The organism is Kangiella taiwanensis (genome assembly GCF_020005165.1).
GTDB classification, from domain to species: domain Bacteria; phylum Pseudomonadota; class Gammaproteobacteria; order Enterobacterales; family Kangiellaceae; genus Kangiella; species Kangiella taiwanensis.
The window spans coordinates 32,072-51,930 of sequence record NZ_JAHCLT010000002.1; the positions used below are offsets into that span (position 1 = coordinate 32,072).

Annotated in this window: 15 protein-coding genes; 13 read left to right on the top strand and 2 right to left on the bottom strand. The window is 44.0% G+C overall.

Translation table 11 applies throughout. The features are described from left to right. Positions 1–187: 187 nt before the first annotated feature. Entirely contained in the window at positions 188–1,519 is a 1,332-nt protein-coding gene (locus tag KFK88_RS05670; protein ID WP_223577703.1) for a TonB family protein, read from the bottom strand. Between the two features lie 108 nt (positions 1,520–1,627). Then, complete coding sequence (gene rmf, locus KFK88_RS05675) at positions 1,628–1,810, bottom strand: ribosome modulation factor (RefSeq protein ID WP_223577704.1); 183 nt, start codon at positions 1,808–1,810, stop codon at positions 1,628–1,630. A gap of 457 nt (positions 1,811–2,267) precedes the next feature. On the opposite strand from rmf, the gene KFK88_RS05680 reads away from it, so the two are divergent. The 13 genes from KFK88_RS05680 (at position 2,268) to KFK88_RS05740 (ending at position 19,820) form a co-directional block, all read left to right on the top strand. Next, a complete protein-coding gene (locus KFK88_RS05680; RefSeq protein WP_223577705.1) occupies positions 2,268–2,648 on the top strand; it encodes a MerR family transcriptional regulator in 381 nt (126 codons plus the stop codon). Between the two features lie 30 nt (positions 2,649–2,678). Continuing rightward, a complete protein-coding gene (locus KFK88_RS05685) occupies positions 2,679–3,839 on the top strand; it encodes an isovaleryl-CoA dehydrogenase (protein ID WP_223577706.1) in 1,161 nt (386 codons plus the stop codon). Between the two features lie 340 nt (positions 3,840–4,179). After that, entirely contained in the window at positions 4,180–5,358 is a 1,179-nt protein-coding gene (locus tag KFK88_RS05690; protein WP_223577707.1) for an acetyl-CoA C-acyltransferase, read from the top strand. 109 nt (positions 5,359–5,467) lie between these two features. Beyond that, a complete protein-coding gene (locus KFK88_RS05695; RefSeq protein ID WP_223577708.1) occupies positions 5,468–6,616 on the top strand; it encodes an acyl-CoA dehydrogenase family protein in 1,149 nt (382 codons plus the stop codon). A 115-nt stretch (positions 6,617–6,731) separates the two neighbouring features. Further along, complete coding sequence (locus KFK88_RS05700) at positions 6,732–8,342, top strand: carboxyl transferase domain-containing protein (protein WP_223577709.1); 1,611 nt, start codon at positions 6,732–6,734, stop codon at positions 8,340–8,342. Between the two features lie 15 nt (positions 8,343–8,357). Beyond that, complete coding sequence (locus KFK88_RS05705) at positions 8,358–9,197, top strand: enoyl-CoA hydratase/isomerase family protein (protein ID WP_223577710.1); 840 nt, start codon at positions 8,358–8,360, stop codon at positions 9,195–9,197. Positions 9,198–9,207: 10 nt separating this feature from the next. Further along, complete coding sequence (locus tag KFK88_RS05710) at positions 9,208–11,244, top strand: acetyl-CoA carboxylase biotin carboxylase subunit (RefSeq protein ID WP_223577711.1); 2,037 nt, start codon at positions 9,208–9,210, stop codon at positions 11,242–11,244. 31 nt (positions 11,245–11,275) lie between these two features. Then, positions 11,276–12,217: a hydroxymethylglutaryl-CoA lyase gene (locus KFK88_RS05715; RefSeq protein WP_223577712.1), complete on the top strand. Its 942-nt coding sequence runs from the start codon at positions 11,276–11,278 to the stop codon at positions 12,215–12,217. 67 nt (positions 12,218–12,284) lie between these two features. After that, a complete protein-coding gene (locus KFK88_RS05720; protein WP_223577713.1) occupies positions 12,285–12,986 on the top strand; it encodes a CoA transferase subunit A in 702 nt (233 codons plus the stop codon). Positions 12,987–12,997: 11 nt separating this feature from the next. Continuing rightward, on the top strand, positions 12,998–13,654 hold the full coding sequence (locus KFK88_RS05725) for a CoA transferase subunit B (RefSeq protein ID WP_223577714.1): 657 nt from the start codon (positions 12,998–13,000) through the stop codon (positions 13,652–13,654). Between the two features lie 639 nt (positions 13,655–14,293). After that, complete coding sequence (locus tag KFK88_RS05730; RefSeq protein WP_223577715.1) at positions 14,294–16,462, top strand: S46 family peptidase; 2,169 nt, start codon at positions 14,294–14,296, stop codon at positions 16,460–16,462. Between the two features lie 151 nt (positions 16,463–16,613). Further along, positions 16,614–17,090: a hypothetical protein gene (locus tag KFK88_RS05735; RefSeq protein ID WP_223577716.1), complete on the top strand. Its 477-nt coding sequence runs from the start codon at positions 16,614–16,616 to the stop codon at positions 17,088–17,090. A gap of 60 nt (positions 17,091–17,150) precedes the next feature. Next, positions 17,151–19,820, top strand: coding sequence for an EAL domain-containing protein (locus KFK88_RS05740; protein WP_223577717.1), 2,670 nt, complete (start codon positions 17,151–17,153; stop codon positions 19,818–19,820). Positions 19,821–19,859: the final 39 nt, after the last annotated feature.

Genomic DNA, 19,859 nt, shown 5'->3' on the forward strand with positions numbered 1-19,859 from the left:
TTAGCCCGTATTATATGAACGTCACTATTACCAGAACGGGTTAACATTATGACGAATTGTGCCGAATAGGTACGATATTATTCTAATCTCTCAACCTAGACCAGTGAATAAACAGTGAAAACTAAGGACCTTAGAATAAGAGCCCCAAAAAAAGCCCCATCAGAGTGAGGCTTTTTAATTAGGAAGGTTAACTAACCTTCTTTTTTAACTTGGAAAGGTATGAAGTGAACTCAACGGGTATCTTTGTCTCGCCAAGATCCTCAAGCTCTTCAATAGCTTCTTCTTGGTAGTCAATCGCTTCATCTAGGTTACCCGCTAACTCATACGCACGAGCCAAGTAGTAATAGGTTCTTACAGGGTTCTTTACACCTGAATTAAGGACAGATTGAAGGAGTTTTAATAAAGTCTTCGGATTTATTCCTTGGATATCGTTATCAAAAACATAGCTCACTAATTTATACGACAGTATAGGGTCATCTGTTTCAAAGGCCTGAGTCAACCACTCAGTCCCTTGTTCACCATTGCCTTTGTCAAAGCTTAACTTCGCTAGGTAAAACATTGAAGGCTCATATCCAGCACTGGCCGCAATAGTTAACCAAGCGATTCCTTTTTTAGGATCAGCCTCACAACCTTTACCCTCAATCAAGTTATCCGCGACTGCATGCTGCGCATTCACGACACCATTGCTGGCAGCTTCAAAATACCACGAATTTGAATTAAAAGGTCTATGTCCGTTTTCATCATAAGGAACACCAAAAGAACCATACTTTCCATAAAGGTACTGAGATTTTGCGTCTCCATCTATAGCCTTTTCTTTTAAGCTAACCAACCTTTCACGTTTAGGGCTACCTAGCTGAAAGCCCATGCGATATTTGAATACATGTGGAAAATCACTTTCATTAGGAGTAAACATCCACTTTCTGACCGCTTTTAAAGCTACCCTTTTAAAGTATCTTTCCTGAACAGCATCTTCAACACGAATATCAGTTGGGTACCCAGAGGGTGACACGTGCAGATTTAGGGTCACTAAGCCTTCAATACCCTTTAGTTGCGCAGTAATTGGGTAGTCAGGGTTGGTGTTCTTTAAGGGTTTGATATTGTTTACTTCTGTTATGTTCACATCATTGATTTCAGGCTTATACTTTTCAACAATCGCTTCAGTACCGTACTTAGCCTTGAGAAAATTGAAGTGCTCTTCGGCGCTGGCTAATTGTTCTTTGTCACTAATATATCCCTTAATTTCTTCTAAGAAGTCTACTTCCTTATTAGCATCCTCATCAGACAGCTTGACCCAAGCATAGGCTTTCACTAGGTCTTGTTTAACGCCTGTCCCCTCTAAGTACATAACGCCAAGGTTAAACTGTGAGGACTTGTGACCGATTTTGGCTAGTTTTTCAAACTCAGTAAATGCTTGCTGATAGGATTGGTTGTCGTACAGCTCAGTAGCGTCTTGGAAAGTAGCCTTTAATTCTAATGATGGTAATAATAGAAATGCGATCAGTATACGCTTTAAGTTCATCCTTAATCCTTTGTATTTATAAGTTATTCTCGCAGCAAAGATACCAAATAAGAAAACCGATAGCAAAAAGCCCGGCAACTGCCAGGCTTCTCATGATGCTGAAGAATATTATAAGTAGTTTTTCATTCCATTTTGGGTAAAGGCTTCTCGGCCTTCTCGCCAACCTCCTAGCCACTCTTCTTTTGCATGAATATCTTCATGGGGGCACACTTCTTTTGACTGACCTTGCATGGCTGCATGAAAACCTTTTGCGTGTGCTCTTTGCAACTTATCTCTTTTCTGTCTTTTCATTGATACATACCCTTTTTGTACATTTGATTGAATGTATAGCGTTACTTTTTAGTTTTGTGTTAAAAATTAAGCATAAAAAAAGCCGAGCACTCATAGGAGTTATCGGCTTATTAGTCGTTGTTTCGCTTCAGCTGCGCGTTGTGTTGAATGATTAGAGGCATTACCTACCTTATTCAATATGCTTAACTTTTAACCAGATTACACCATTTTGAGGGACTTGTGACGAAAAAGTTCACAAAAAAATCATAAAAATGAAGTCTTAATTGGTTACCCGAACTTATTACAAATGACTCGACATAACCCCTGTAACTTATTGATTATATGAATCTATCTCCCAACAATTTTTCACAATAACACACTGCACTGCTCTGAACAGTAGCTCAGCAGACTTTCGAAGTTTACGTTTGCGTAAAGGTAAGCTAAAATGTTGCGCGTGATTACTAAGGAATTAACGCCTATGAGCGATGAGAAAACTGAATACACCATTAGCGATTTAGCGAAAGAGTTCGAGATTACGTCACGTTCTATTCGCCATTATGAAGACGAAAAACTCATCACTCCTACTCGTCGTGGGGTTCATAGAATTTACAGCGCCCGCGACCGTGTGCGCCTGCAGCTGATTCTTAGAGGCAAGCGACTCGGCTTTTCCTTGGCTGAAATTAAAGAAATTATTGATTTGTATGGCGTCGAAGGCGAACAGAGACAAACAGAGCGATTGTTAGAACTGATAAACGTTCGCCGTGAGTCTCTTAAACAACAACTCAAAGATATCAAGTACTTATTAAATGAATTTGATGTGCTGGAGGAGAAGTTAACCTCCGAGCACCAAGCAAAATAGTCGATACCAAGATTTATTAGAGGACAAAACATGTATCCATCATTGAACTTCGATTTAGGTGAAACAGCCGACATGATCCGCGAAATGGTTAGCAACTTCGCACAGAAAGAAATTGCTCCAATCGCTGAAAAAACTGACGAGGAAAACCTGTTTCCACATGAGATGTGGAAAAAACTCGGTGACTTAGGCCTTTTAGGCATTACCGTTGAAGAAGAGTACGGCGGCTCTGGTATGGGCTATCTTGAGCACGTTGTAGCGATGGAAGAAATTAGCCGTGCCAGTGCTTCTATTGGCTTGAGCTACGGTGCTCACTCAAATCTATGCGTTAACCAGATTCGTCGTAACGCTTCTGAAGAGCAAAAGAAGAAGTATCTTCCTAAGCTTTGTTCGGGCGAGCACGTTGGTGCATTAGCCATGTCTGAGCCTGGCGCAGGTTCTGATGTTGTCGGCATGAAGCTTAAAGCTGAACTAAAAGGTGATCACTACGTTCTAAACGGTAATAAAATGTGGATTACCAATGGTCCAGAAGCTGACGTTCTAGTGGTTTACGCTAAGACCGATATGGAAGCTCACTCCAAAGGTATTACAGCCTTTATTATCGAAAAAGGCATGAAAGGCTTCCGTACAGCTCAGAAACTCGACAAATTGGGCATGCGTGGCTCAAACACCTGTGAATTAGTTTTCGAAGATTGTGAAGTACCTGTCGAAAACGTCATGGGCGAAGTTAACCAAGGTGTTAAAATCTTGATGAGTGGTTTGGATTACGAGCGTGCCGTTCTTTCTGCTGGCCCACTAGGTATTATGCGTGCATGTATGGACGTTGTGGTTCCTTATGTACACGAGCGTAAACAGTTCGGTAAAGCTATCGGCAGCTTCCAGCTAATTCAAGGTAAAGTCGCTGATATGTACACCACCATGAACGCAAGTCGTGCGTACGTTTACTCAGTAGTTAAAGCCTGTGATCGTGGTGAAACCACTCGTAAAGATGCGGCAGCGGCGATTTTATTTGCTGCTGAGAACGCGACTAAATTAGCGTTAGACGCGATTCAGATTCTAGGCGGTAACGGTTACATCAACGAATACCCTACTGGTCGCCTACTTCGTGACGCTAAGTTATATGAAATCGGCGCCGGCACGTCTGAAATCAGAAGAATGCTGATTGGGCGCGAGTTGTTCAACGAGACGGCTTAGGCCTGTCATTCCCGCGAAGGCGGGAATCTCAGTCAGCTAACGTATTAATTAATAAAAGATTCCCGCCTTCGCGGGAATGACGATTTAAGTTTTAGTTTTAAATTCACTAAATAGAGAAGTAGCGAACCTACCTTCTCGAACTAAATTAAAGAACTGACCGAGCATTTAAGAGTTCGGTCAAAAACTTGAAACTCACTTACAACTGAGAAGTGAGCGAGCGCAGCTAAGACAAGGCAAAAAGTTTCGAAAATGCGCAGTGTACAAAAAGTACATGAGCACATTTGAGAAACTTTTTAACACCGTATTAGCAAGTGCAGCCACTTCGAAAAGGAATGAAAGTATGTCAGATCCTATCGTAATTGTCTCCGCTGCTAGAACACCAATGGGTGGTTTCGGCGGCTCTCTTTCTACTGTTAAATCAACAGAACTTGGTGCTAACGCAATCGCAGCAGCCGTAGAGCGTGCGACATTAAAACCTGAAGATATTCAAGAAGTTATCATGGGTTGTGTATTACCAGCAGGTGTTGGTCAAGCACCTGCTCGCCAGGCTTCTCTAGGCGCTGGCATTCCAAAATCAACTGGCGCTACAACAGTAAACAAAGTCTGTGGCTCTGGTATGAAAACCATCATGTTAGCGCACGATTTATTAGTCGCGGGCACAAACGAAGTTATGGTTGCTGGTGGTATGGAAAGCATGAGTTTAGCGCCGTACCTATTGCCTACTGGCCGCTATGGTCAACGCTTTGGTCATGGTAAAACCCTTGATCACATGGCTTTTGATGGCCTTGAAGATGCATACGAAGGCCAAGCAATGGGTGTTTACGCTGAACAAACGGTTGAGCGTTATGGTTTCACCCGTGAAGATCAAGATAACTTCGCTATCGAATCACTTGCTCGTGCTAACAAAGCGATTGAAGACGGTTCGTTCAAAAACGAAATCACGCCGGTAACGGTTAAATCGCGTAAAGGTGACGTAGAAGTTGACACTGACGAGCAGCCATTAAAAGCTCGTCCGGACAAGATTCCTGCGCTGCGCCCTGCGTTCAAGAAAGACGGTACGGTAACGGCAGCAAACGCTAGTTCAATTTCTGACGGTGCTGCAGCAGTGGTATTGATGCGTCAATCAGAAGCTGAAAAGCGTGGACTTAAGCCACTCGCCAAGATTCATGCACACGCGACTAACGCTCGTACTCCTGCGGAATTCACAATCGCTCCTGTTGGCGCAATGGAGAAAGTTCTAGAAAAAGCTGGTTGGACAAAAGACGACGTTGATTTGTTTGAAATTAACGAAGCCTTTGCCGTAGTGACTATGGCGGCGATGAAAGAGCTAGAGCTTGACCATGCCAAAGTTAACGTTCACGGCGGTGCTTGTGCACTGGGCCACCCTATCGGTTGTTCTGGTACTCGTATCGTAGTGACATTGATTGAAGCATTACGCAAGTATGGCAAGTCTAAAGGTGTGGCGTCACTGTGTATTGGTGGTGGTGAGGCGACGGCGTTAGCAATTGAACTGGTTTAAAATTATTAACTAAACCCTGTCATCCTGACGAAAGTCAGGATCTAAGATTCCAAATCCGAGGCATTGCCTCGGTTTGGAATGACAAGTTAAACCTAAGCGACTAGACAAAATGATTCTGACAGAAGAACAAACAATGATTCAGGACATGGCTCGCGGCTATGTTCAAGAACGTATTGCCCCTTTCTCTGAAGAGTGGGACAAGAACAAAACCTTTCCTGCCGAGGCATTGAAAGGCCTAGGTGAGCTAGGTTTCTATGGCATGCTGGTGCCTGAGCAATGGGGTGGCAGCGAAATTGGTTACACCGCCGCAGCTTTGGTCTTAGAAGAAATTGCAGCTGGCGATGGCGCTTGTTCCACGGTGATCTCGGTCACTAACTCGGTTGGTTGTATGCCGATCTTAAACTTTGGTACCGATGAACAGAAAGAAAAGTTTTTAAAGCCAATGGCTTCTGGTGAAGCACTGGGTGCTTTCTGTTTAACTGAACCGCATGCTGGTTCTGATGCTGCGGACCTTAAAACGAAAGCGTCTTTTCACAAGAGTCCTGACGGTGATCACTACATCCTCAATGGCGTTAAGCAATTTATTACCTCCGGAAAAAATGGTGATATTGCTATCGTATTTGCCGTCACCGATCCTGATGCCGGTAAGAAAGGTATTAGTGCTTTTATCGTGCCAACGGATACGCCAGGATACATTGTCGCCAATATTGAAGACAAGATGGGGCAAAATGCTTCTGATACGGCTCAAATCGTGTTTGAAGACTGCAAAGTTCCAGCTGAGAACTTGTTAGGCAAAGAAGGTGAAGGTTATAAAATCGCGCTTTCAGGCCTTGAAGGTGGTCGTATTGGTATCGCTGCTCAAGCTGTCGGAATGGCACGAGCGGCTTATGAGTACGCTTTAGAGTACTCAAAAGACCGTACTTCTTTTGGTAAGCCGATCTTCAAACATCAAGCAGTACAATTTAAGCTAGCTGAAATGGCGACTCAGGTTGATGCCGCGCGTAACATGGTGCTTAACGCAGCGCAGCTTCGAGACGCAGGTAAACCCTGTTTGAAAGAAGCTTGCATGGCGAAACTGTTCGCTTCTGAAGCAGCGGAGAAAGTGTGCTCTGACGCGATTCAAGTTTTAGGTGGTTATGGTTACCTTAAAGACTACCCTGTTGAGCGTATTTATCGTGACGTTCGCATTGCACAAATTTATGAAGGCACCAGTGAAGTTCAAAAAATGGTTATTGCTAGAGCAATAGGCCAGGATTAAGAGCTATTAAGACATTCCCGCGAAGGCGGGAATCTTTATAAAATTAGCGCAAGAGAGATTCCCGCCTTCGCGGGAATGACTGAGATATTTGTAAGATTTTAGACAGGAAAATTATATGCCAGTAATTAAATCTTCGATTAATTCGCGTAGCGCGTCATTTATCGAAAACTCTGAAGCCATGAGCGCTTTAGTCGATGACCTACGCGATAAGATGGAGTACATCACCCAAGGTGGTGGCCCAAAGTACCAAGAAAAACATTTATCACGTGGAAAATTACTTCCTCGTGATCGCGTTCGTAAGCTACTGGACGTTGGCTCGCCATTTTTAGAGATCTCACAAATGGCGGCGTGGGACATGTACGACAACAAGGTTCCAGCAGCTGGCTTAATCGCGGGTATTGGCCGTGTCTCTGGCGTTGAGTGCATGATTGTTGCTAACGATGCAACGGTAAAAGGCGGAACTTATTTCCCAGAAACGATTAAAAAGCACTTACGTGCTCAGGAAATCGCTGAAGAGAACAACTTACCTTGTATCTACTTAGTAGACTCAGGTGGCGCAAACCTGCCACAGCAAGACGAAGTATTCCCAGACAAAGATCACTTTGGTCGTATTTTCTATAACCAAGCCAACATGTCTGCGAAAGGCATTCCACAAATTGCCGTGGTAATGGGTTCTTGTACGGCTGGCGGCGCATACGTCCCAGCAATGGCTGATGAGTCAATCATCGTTAAAGAACAAGGTACGATTTTCTTGGGTGGCCCTCCTCTGGTTAAAGCAGCGACTGGCGAAGTGGTATCGAGCGAAGATTTAGGTGGCGCAGACGTTCACTGTAAAAATTCAGGCGTTACTGACCACTATGCTTTAAATGATGAGCATGCATTAAAATTAGCACGCCAAGTGGTGTCTAACTTAAATCGCAAGAAAGAACCTTTCGTCACGGTTAAAAAACCAGTCGAACCTTTGTACCCAACAGAAGAACTGTATGGCGTGATCAATAAAGATCCTCGTAAACCTTTCGATATTCGTGAAATTATTGCACGCGTTGTTGACGGTTCAGAACTAGATGAATTTAAGGCCATGTACGGCACAACGCTAATTTGTGGTTTTGCACGCATCCATGGCTACCCTGTAGGCATCGTCGCCAACAATGGTATTTTATTCTCAGAGTCAGCGCAAAAAGGCGCTCACTTTATCGAGCTATGCTCACAACGTGGCATTCCTTTGGTTTTCTTGCAAAACATCACAGGCTTCATGGTCGGCCGTAAGTACGAAAACGAAGGTATCGCTAAGCATGGTGCGAAAATGGTGACTGCTGTTGCTTGTGCCAAAGTCCCTAAGTTTACCGTGATTGTTGGCGGTAGTTTTGGTGCGGGTAACTATGGTATGTGCGGTCGCGCATACAGCCCTAAATTCTTATGGATGTGGCCTAACTCGCGTATTTCTGTGATGGGTGGCGAACAAGCGGCTAACGTACTGGCACAAATTAAACGCGACAACTTCGAACGTCGTGGCGAAGAAATGTGGTCAGACGAAGAAGAAAAAGCTTTCAAGAAGCCGATTGAAGATCAGTATGAAAAACAAGGTCACCCTTACTATTCAAGCGCACGCTTGTGGGACGATGGTATTATCGATCCAGCAGACACGCGCATGGTACTGGGCTTGGGTCTTTCCGTTGCAATGAACAAAGAAGCCGAAGAAACTAAGTTCGGCGTCTTCAGAATGTAAGGTGAATCATTAGTTATGACTGAAGCACTTAACATTTCTATCGATACCAAAGAGCTCGGCTCCGAAGGTCGTGGCGTTGGCCGTATCACCATGGCACGTGGTGAAATCCACAACGCTTTTGATGATCAATTAATTGCCGACTTAACACAAGCTTTCCGTCGTTTAGACGCTAACCCGAGCGTTGAAGTTGTCGTGCTGGAAGCTGAAGGAAAAAGTTTCTCCGCGGGCGCAGACTTAAATTGGATGCGCCGCATGGCAGATTACACCTGGGATGAGAACTACAAAGATTCTCAGGGTTTAGCTGACCTCATGCATACAATTTACAACTTAAGCAAACCTACAGTTGCTGTGGTTCAAGGCGCAGCATTCGGTGGTGGCGTCGGTCTTGTCGCTTGCTGCGATATCGTTGTCGCATCTGAGCGCGCGAGCTTCTGTCTGTCTGAAGTTAAGCTAGGCTTAATTCCAGCTGTGATTAGCCCATACGTTGTTAAAGCTATCGGCGAGCGCCAAACCCAACGCTACTTCTTAACTGCAGAGCGCTTTAAAGCACCTCAGGCTAAAGAGTTTGGGTTAGTCCATGAAGTGGTCGCTGAAGAAGATCTTGTTGCAAAATCAAACGAAATGATCGCTGGGTTATTAGCGAATGGTCCGCAGGCTGTTCGTGCTGCAAAGAGCTTAATTAAAGCGGTTGCAGGAAAAGAAATTAATCAAGACGTCTTAGACGAAACAGCGAAACGTATCGCTGATATTCGAGCAAGTGAACAAGGCAAAGAAGGTCTAAACGCATTTTTAGAAAAGCGCCCCGCTGACTGGTCAGTAGGTACTTCAAACACAAATGAACACAGCGACAGTTAAGGAAGCATCTATGTTTACTAAAATATTAATTGCAAACCGTGGTGAAATCGCCTGTCGTGTGATTCAAACCGCACAAAAGCTAGGTATTCGCACCGTCGCGGTTTATTCCGAGGCAGACAAAAACGCTCGTCACGTTGCTATGGCGGACGAAGCCATTTACTTAGGTCCTGCTCCTGCAAAAGATTCTTATTTAAAACCTGAGCTTATTATCAAAGCGGCTCAAGAAACTGGTGCACAAGCAGTACACCCTGGCTACGGTTTCTTATCAGAGAACGCCGGTTTTGCTAAAGCCTTAGCAGAAACAGACATTGAATTCATCGGCCCGCCAGAAGGCGCTATCGTGGCGATGGGCTCAAAGTCAGCGGCAAAAGAAATCATGGAAGAAGCAGGCGTGCCTTTAGTTAAAGGCTATCATGGCGAAAACCAAGACCCTGAGTTCTTGAAATCTCAAGCAGACGATATCGGCTACCCTGTTATCATCAAAGCCACAGCTGGTGGCGGTGGTAAAGGTATGCGTATCGTTTGGAAAGCTGAAGAATTTGAATCAAGCTTAGCATCTTGTAAACGTGAATCAGCGGCTTCATTTGGCGACGATAAGGTGTTGGTTGAAAAGTACATCACCAAGCCTCGCCACGTTGAGATTCAAGTGTTTGCTGATAAACACGGCAATGCAGTTCATTTATTTGAACGGGACTGCTCAGTTCAGCGTCGTCACCAAAAAGTGATCGAAGAAGCCCCTGCTCCAGGCATGTCAGAAGAAAACCGTCAGAAGATGGGCGAAGTGGCTATCCGTGCGGCACAAGCCATTGGCTATGTCGGCGCTGGAACCGTTGAGTTCTTATATGACGAAGACGGTTCTTTCTACTTTATGGAGATGAATACTCGTCTTCAAGTTGAGCACCCAGTGACTGAAAAAATCACTGGGCAAGACTTGGTTGAGTGGCAATTAAAAGTGGCTTCAGGACAAGAGCTTCCAGCGAAACAGGAAGACCTGACGATTAACGGGCATTCTTTCGAAGTTCGTATTTATGCTGAAGACCCACGCCAAGACTTCTTACCAGCAACCGGTACTTTATTGCACTTAAGCACACCTGAAGAAAGTGAACACGTTCGAATTGATACGGGTGTTCTTCAAGGTGATACGGTTTCTGTGCATTATGATCCAATGATTGCGAAACTTATTGTTTGGGATCATGACCGTAACGCTGCCCTAGCCCGCTTACGTGGTGCTTTGGCTCAATATCAAGTAGTTGGTTTAACGACTAACGTTGAGTTTCTTTCTGCACTAGCGAACAACCAAGCATTCGAAGATTGTGATTTAGACACTAACTTCATCGAGCGTTATCGCGACGAGCTAATTTTGGAAGATGCTCCCGCCGATGAAGATGCTTTGGTAGCAGCAACAGTTTACCAATTGGTACAACGTCAACAGGCTGCTGAAGAAGCCGCAGCAAATAGCGCCGACCCTTATTCACCTTGGAACTCAGTTAGCGGCTGGCGATTAAATACCGATAACCATCATGCGTTTGAATACATTGATTATGTCGACAGCATTCCAAACGAAGTGTCGGTGACAACACACTATCGTGACGAAACGCACGATCATCAGTATCTGCTAGAGCTTCCGTCTAAGGAAGTCAAAATTCATGCTGCTGAGTTAAAGGGCAACGATCTGCGCCTTGATGCTTCTGGTAAACGATACAATGCTAAGGTTGTTGACGATGGTAAAAGCCTGCACATTTTCGTTAACGGTAATTCTTTTGGTGGAAGATACCAGATGCTTGAAAAAGTTGAGCGAGGTCTGGACGGTGACTCTGAAGATGCCGGCGGTAGCCTAACAGCACCAATGCCGGGCACGGTTATTGAAGTCAAAGTTTCTGAGGGTGACTCGGTCGAAGCTGGTCAGCCACTAATCATCCTAGAAGCGATGAAAATGGAACACACCATTAATGCGCCAACGGCAGGTACAGTCGCTGAAGTATTATACAATGCAGGTGACTTGGTCGACGACGGAGCTGAGTTGTTGATTCTTGATGCCGCTGAGTAATACTCGAGACAACTGATTTTAGGAAACGATTATGGTTCTAGTTGACGATCATATTGAGCATTTACCGAAGGAGGTTCGCATCGTAGAGATGGGACCTCGCGATGGTTTGCAAAACGAAAAGCAACCTGTATCAACCGAAGTTAAAGTTGAGTTGATTAAGCGTTTAATCGCCGCTGGCGAGAATGATATTGAAGCAACAGCTTTTGTTTCGCCAAAGTGGGTACCTCAAATGGCGGATCATCACGAGATGATGCAAGCGCTGAAACCTTTGAAAGAAGCTCATCCAGAGGTAACCTTCCCAGTGTTGACGCCGAACATCAAAGGTTTTGAAGGTGCTCTAGCCGGTAACGCTGAAGAAGTGGCTGTGTTCGCTGCCGCTTCTGAGGGCTTTTCGCAGAAGAATATTAACTGCTCAATCGCTGAATCCATCGAGCGCTTTAAGCCTGTGATGGAAGCTGCTAAAGAGAACGGTATTAAAGTTCGTGGCTATGTGTCATGCGTACTGGGCTGCCCTTTCGATGGCGAGATCGCACCTGAGCAAGTCGCCAAAGTTGCTAAGGACCTTTATGACTTAGGCTGCTACGAAATATCACTGGGTGACACCATTGGTGTCGGCACGCCAGCCAAAGCCAAGGCGATGATTGAAGCCGTATCAAAGGTTGTACCAGTAGAGAAATTAGCGTGCCATTTCCACGATACCTATGGACAAGCGCTGGCAAATCTATATGCTTGCTTAGAACTTGGTGTTAGCACCATCGACAGCTCTGTGGCAGGCCTTGGTGGTTGCCCCTATGCACCGGGCGCGACGGGTAACGTAGCGACTGAGGATGTGGTCTACATGCTGAATGGCTTAGGTATTAAAACAGGCATTGATTTAGATAAGCTAGTCGATGCTGGTGTTTATATCTCTGACGAGCTAGGAAGAAAACCGGTATCGCGTGTAGCGAATGCCGTTCTTGCAAAAAGAAAATAGCAAGAAATAGTACAAAAGAACCGATATTGGTTACACAAATACTCTTAAAATATGACGAGGAATTAAAATGTCAGGTTTTAATAAAGTCGTAAACAGTTACGAAGAAGCCTTAGAGGGCTTCAAAGACGACATGACCGTTATGATTGGCGGTTTTGGCCTTTGCGGGATTCCAGAAGGCTTGATCGAACAAGTTTATAAAATGGGCAATAAAGGCCTCACTGCAATTTCAAACAACGCGGGTGTTGACGGTTTTGGCTTAGGTAAGTGGTTAGAAAAGCGCCAAATCAGCACCATGATTGGTTCTTACGTTGGTGAAAACGAATTGTTCGAAAAGTTACTGCTTTCTGGCGAGATGGAAGTGATCTTAACGCCACAAGGTACTTTAGCTGAGAAAATTCGAGCTGGTGGCGCAGGCATCCCTGCTTTCTTCACCGCAACTGGTTTCGGTACGAAAGTTGCTGAAGGTAAAGAAACTCGAAATATCGATGGCCGTGACTATGTACTAGAGCCGTCGCTAACAGCAGATTTCGCGCTAGTTAAAGCGTGGAAAGCCGACACTATGGGTAACTTAATCTTCAACAAAACTGCCATGAACTTTAATCCGATGATGGCAACCGCAGGCAAAATCACTGTAGCGGAAGTTGAAGAAATTGTTGAGCCCGGCGAGTTAGATCCTAACTTTATTCACACACCAGGTATTTATGTTCAACGCGTGATTAAAGGCGATAGCTTTGAGAAACGCATCGAACAACGCACAGTTAAAGCATAAGGAGCGCAATCATGGCACTATCACGTGAACAAATCGCCATGCGAGTGGCGCAAGAACTTGAAGATGGTTTCTACGTAAACCTAGGTATTGGTATCCCTACCCTAGTCGCTAACTATGTTCCAAAAGGCGTATCAGTCATGATGCAGTCAGAGAACGGTTTACTCGGCATGGGCGAGTTCCCTACCGAAGAAACGATTGATCCGGACTTGATTAACGCAGGTAAGCAAACAGTAACAGCCGCAACCGGCGCAGCATTTTTCTCATCTGCAGAAAGCTTCGCCATGATCCGTGGTGGCCATGTCGACCTAACCGTACTGGGTGCATTTGAAGTTGACCAAGAAGGCAACATCGCCTCGTGGATGATTCCTGGCAAGTTGGTCAAAGGCATGGGCGGCGCAATGGACTTAGTAGCGGGCGCAGAAAACATCATTGTCACCATGACACACGCCAACAAACACGGCCAATCGAAAATCCTCAAGAAATGTACCCTACCGCTGACTGGCGCACAATGCATTAAGCACGTCATCACAGAGCTAGCCTTAATGGAAATTAAAGATGGCGCCTTCCACCTCGTTGAACGCGCACCAGGCGTATCGGTAGAAGAAATTAAAGAAAAAACAGAAGCAGACTTAGTTATTCCAGACCACGTTCCTGAAATGAACGTCTAAGCTTCACTAAAAAAGCGCTCTAAACCGAGCGCTTTTTTAATCAAAATTCTTTTCCTGTCTCTTTAGGGACTAGCACTTCAACATCAATACTTATAATACTCCCCTCAGACTTACCAGTAAAAGCGTTGTTTGGTGTGATCAAACCTCTAATTTTACTACCATCTGTTAAAGTAATGGTATAACTTGAAACATAATTAACCCTAACTTCAAAATTTTTTGCCCGCTTCTATCTTCATTTGTTTTATCTCCTTAATTCACATGTCTTATCTGAACACTCAGAGTTAGTGACGCTTGATAGTATCATACCTACCCATTAGATTAAGCTGAGTAGAAAAGCAATCATAGCAATTCAAAACAGGACGTTTTGAATAGTGAAATTCAGACCATGGATGGGATGTATTTCACGATGCGTTAAGTGATTGATTTACTACGAAGGGAGTTATCCGCAGGATAACCTTAATCTAGGGGTGTCTTTCTTTTGGTTCCTTTTCTTGGACAAGCAAGAAAAGGAACAATACTACGATCTCCTACTGCAACACTTATTTACATTTTACTACCCAACCCCACTGGAAATTGTCTTCCAACTCTTTATATTGTTTGGCTGCAATAATTCAAATGACAACATCAGGGGACTACTCCATGAAGAAGTTACTATCAGTTGCGGCGATTTCTGTTGCTGCAGCGACTTCGCCATTGATGGCGGATGAAGGTATGTGGCAACCGAGCCAATTGCCATTAATCGAAGATCAGCTGGAAGATGCAGGCTTAAATATTGATCCTGAAGATTTAAGCAAGTTGACCGAATTCCCAATGGGGGCTGTCATCAGTCTTGGTGGTTGTACGGCATCGTTCCTTTCTCCTCAAGGCTTAGTCGCAACAAACCATCACTGTGCCTACGGTAGCATTCAGTTCAACTCAACTGCTGAGAACAACCTTTTGGAAAAAGGCTTTTTAGCAAAAGATTTTTCAGAAGAACTAGCAGCAGCACCAGGCTCTCGAGTATATGTAACCACGGAAGTCACTGATGTAACAGACACCATCAACGATGGTTTAACAGATGAAATGTCTGGTATGGAGCGCTACAAAGCCGTTGAGAAAAAAGAAAAGGCCTTAGTCGCAGATTGTGAAGCTGAAGACGGTTACCGCTGTAATGTATACGCTTTCCACGGTGGACTGGAATACCGCTTAATTAAACAAATGGAAATCCGTGACGTCCGTTTAGTGTACGCACCATCGTCACACATTGGTAAATACGGCGGTGATGTTGATAACTGGATGTGGCCACGCCATACCGGCGATTTCGCTTTTTACCGTGCATACGTGGGCAAAGACGGTAAACCAGCTGACTTCTCTAAAGACAATGTTCCTTATGAGCCAGAGCATTTCTTGAAAGTTAACGCTAACGGTGTTGAGAAAGGTGATTTCGTCATGGTTACCGGCTATCCGGGCCGTACAAACCGCTACCGTACAAGCGCAGAAGTAGAGAACCAATTTGAATGGCGCTACCCGACATTCCGCACCATTCTTCACAAATACATCGATATCATCAAAGAAAACGCACCTGAAGGCAGTGATGCCCGCGTTAAGTATGCCAGTACTCTAGCAGGTCTAAACAATGCTGAGAAAAACTGGGGTAGTATGATTGAAAGCTATGGCAAAGGTGACTTGCTAGAGCGCAGACAAAAACTTGAAGCAGACTTAGAAGCTTGGCTACTTGATAATCCTGAGATGAAGGAAAAGCATGGTGATGCTGTTGCTGAGCTTGATGCCCTGATTAAAGAAGACATTAAAGATCAGGCAGTGGAGCTTAAAAAGTGGGGCATGAACCGAGATACTCTTTCTGGTACAGCCGCTCAGCTATATCGTCTAGCCATTGAAAGCCAGAAACCAGACGCAGAGCGTGAGCCAGGCTACCAAGAACGCGACTTAATTCGCATCAGGGAAGGCTTGAAGCGTATGAACCGTCGTTGGGATGCTGACGTTGAAAAAGCATTGTATAAGCACTTCGTTGCTGAATACGCTAAACTGCCAGCGGAAGACCGCGTCCAAAGCTATGACACGTTCATGGGCATTGATGAAGAGTTTGATGCAGAAAAGTTCAATGCCAAAGTTGACAACATGTTTGCTGAAACAGGTCTTACTGATGAAGAAACGCGCTTAAGCTGGGTTGGTAAATCAGTTGATGAGTTTAAAAACTCAAATGACCCATTTATTCAGCTGGCTGTTGCTACTTTCGATGAGAAACACGCGAAAGAGCTGGAAGACAAAGAGCAATCAGGTAAATTCAAGAAGCTACGTCCACAGTACATGGCTGCGATCATTGACTACTATGAATCACAAGACAAAGCAGTCTACGCAGACGCTAACAGCACACTTCGCGTGACCTACGGTAATGTTAAAGGCTACTCTCCTAAAGACGGTATGTTTGCAACACCGTTTACCACGCTTGAAGGTTTAGCGGCAAAGCATATTGGTGAAGAGCCATTCAACTCCCCTGCAAAGCAGTTAGAGCTTATTAAGAACAAGCAGTATGGGGAATATGAAGATGAGGCGCTTAACAGTGTCCAAGTCAATTTCCTAAGTACTGTCGACACCACAGGTGGTAATTCAGGCTCTCCAACAATGAATGGTGATGCTGAATTTGTAGGACTGCTATTTGATGGCGTCTATGAGTCGATCATTGGTGACTGGGACTACAATCCTAGTCTGAATCGCTCAATCCACGTCAGCAGTGCTTACATGTTATGGGTTATGGAGCATATTGATGGTGCCAGCAACCTTATTAAAGAGATGAAGATTGTTCGATAATGTATTGATTTAACATTTCCACAATGTAAAAAAGATTAAGGGCAGCTCTAGGGCTGCCCTTTTTGTATACATTTTAAACAATATAACAAACATCCGACCACTTGTTCTCTATAATGGCGACGTTTTAGTGAATTGAGCAAGAGGTTCAACAATGGATAAGCAACTAGTGACTAGGCCTAGACATGGATCTAGAGCGAAGAAGTCACAAACCATATCGATCGTAGAGGTTCGTGATACCTTGATTAGCGTTGACTATCCCTATAATGCAGAATTCACTGCAGACCTTTTGAAACAACAAGATGAACTTCTTGTTCAACAATACCACCGCTTTCACAGCCGCTTACCTCAACTACTGATCTATCTGAATGGAATTTCGGAGATTGGGTCTGACTGTAAAAGTTATATTCAATCGAAAGCTCACCAAGACCTTTATGAGTCTGTAGCATTTATTCTGAGTAAAGGAAATATGTCGGTGTTGGAGAGGCACTATCTAGAACAATTGTACATAAACCAGCCACAAGCACCTTTCAAAAGCCCTAAATCAGCCTACTCAATTGGTGTATTTCCAGCCACCGAACCAGCCCAACTGTGGCTTAAATCAAAGTCCGGAAGCAATTACCAATACTAATAAATTATATTGCTAAAAATAAGAAAAAATAATAAGGTAATCGGTAGTGAGGGGTAAAAATTGCATAAAACCTACTTTAAAACCCTGGTGCTGGTCACATTACTTTTTATAAGTCATATCCCAGCGCTTGACGCATTGGCAAACACACCGAGTCAGGAGCCCAAGCGCTCCATACGGGTTGCTATGTTTAACGCTCCCCCTATCATGATTGTTGACCAAGAAGGAAACAATTCAGGGTTTATGGTCGAGTTACTAGAGACCATCGCCGAACGTGAAGGATGGGACATAGAGTGGGTTAGACTTAACTGGCCACAAGTTATTCCAAAGACACTCAATCACGAACTCGATCTCATTCCCTTTATTGCTTACTCAGAAGACCGAGCCGAGTACCTGGATTACAACGAAGAAGGTATCCTTACCGGTTGGGGGCAAGTCTATATTCACAAAGATGACGAAGTCCCTGAAAATATTATCGGTTTATCTGGTAAAAAAATTGCAGCTATCAAGAATGAAGTTTACGGCATTAAGTTAAAGAGTTTATGCGAACTGTTTGATATAGAGTGCCCTTTTGTTGAAGTTCAAACCTATAAAGAAGCGTTGGCCTCAATTGAATCAGGCGACGCATACGCAGCGGTCACCAGCAACCTTGTCAGCTATAGCCATAACAACCCTCACGTTAAACTTACCCCAATAGTGTTTGAACCTCGAAAGGTTCTATTTGCAACGGCTAAAAATACAAACAATGATATCCTGCAAACCATCGATCGATACACCAAGCTATGGCGCTTTGATGCAAGCTCTCCCTACTACAGCTTAAAAGAGAAATATCTCCAAGGTATCATCGAAGAGCATAAAGTCTTTCCAACATGGTTAATTTACGCACTATTAGTAGCCGTTGGGCTACTGTTCATATCTGCTCTTATAGCCGTGTTATTGAAAAGACAAGTTAAGAAACAAACACAAGATTTAGAAGACCAAAGTGATCAAATTCGTCAAATCATCAATCTTGTTCCGCACATGATACTTGCGACCAACGCCAATGGAAAAATAATCCTCGCTAACCGTTACGCAGCTAATTTCTTTGGAATCAGCATGACTGACATAGAGGGATACTGTAAAAAAGATCTAGTAGACAACCTACCTAACGCAGAAAATTTGTTTGAAGATGAAGCTATTCTTCTAAGACGCGATGCTCACGCCATCCAAAAAGAAATCGAAACTTTTGACATTGAGAATAACAAAGTAACTCTCAACGTATCCAAAGTTCCATTCATCACTCGATACAGCCGAATCCCCTCCGTTGTAACTGTTGGCGTAGACATCACTGAGTCAAAAGAGTACGAACGGCAAATCCAACATATGGCACAGCACGACTCATTAACCGAGCTACCTAATCGCTTGCTGCTTAATGATCGAATTCACCAGTCATTAGCCCTAACTAGGCGCTATGGTCACAGTGGTGCAGTATTATTTATTGATCTCGATTACTTTAAAACTATTAATGACTCACTGGGTCACATGGCTGGCGACACATTGCTACAGGAGGTGGCCAAAAGACTACAAGGCATTGTGCGTGATGGCGATACTATTTCACGGCTAGGAGGCGACGAATTTATTATACAACTTAACCAGTTATCTGGAGATCCCGATAAGGCAGAGAAAGTAGCCTGTCAAATAGCTGAAAAAGTTAACTATACTTTGGCTCAAGAATATACCGTTGATGGTAATAAACTCTTCTCAACAGCGAGTATAGGCGTCGTTATCTATCCACGAGACGCAGATACGGAAGAGTCGATTATTCAAAGAGCAGATACAGCCATGTACTATGCTAAGTCCATGGGTCGAAATCGCTACGCGGTGTTCAAAAAAGCCATGGAAAAGGCGGTAGTGAGGAAGCATGTGCTTGAGAAAGAGCTACGCAAAGCTTTAGCTGAGTCCCGCTTTATCATTCGTTATCAGCCCCAAGTTACTCAAGAAGGCGATAAATTTATTGGAGCCGAGGCACTACTTCGCTGGAGCCACCCTACCGAAGGCATTATTTCTCCAGCAGAGTTCATTCCGATCGCTGAAGAAAACCACCTAATTATTCCCATCGGCGAGTGGGTGTTGAAGCAAGTCTGTTACCAAATTAAACACTGGCTTGAACAGTATGGACACTCTCCTTTTATTACAGTGAATTTATCAGCGGTACAAATACGCAACTCAGATCTAGTCAACTATATTCAGAAACTCCTAGATCAAACAAAAATTCCACCACAGCTGTTAGAGCTAGAAGTTACAGAAACGGTCTTACTGCATGAAGCTCGCGTGTCTGTTGATGTCTTAAACGAATTAAAAAAACTTGGAGTCAGGTTATCAATTGATGACTTCGGGACAGGGTACTCTTCCTTAACTTATTTAAAAAAGTTACCTCTAGACAAGCTTAAAATTGACCGCTCGTTTGTTAAAGATGTACCAGGCGATCCGGATAGCGAAACCATCATCAGAACCGTTATTGGCATGAGCCTAGATATGGGCTTAGAAGTGATTGCAGAAGGCGTAGAAACTAAAGATCAATTACAGTACTTAGTCAAAGAGCGCTGTAGCCTCTTCCAAGGTTTTTACTTTGATCCCCCTATTTCATTAGAACAAATGGAAGAAAAATACTTTGATCATTTCGAAGGCTCCAACAATAAAGATCCAAAAGTTGTACGCCTTGACCAATACTCAAAACGATCGACTAACAAATAACTTCATAAGTAGGTTTAAGTGACGCACAAAAAAGCCCGC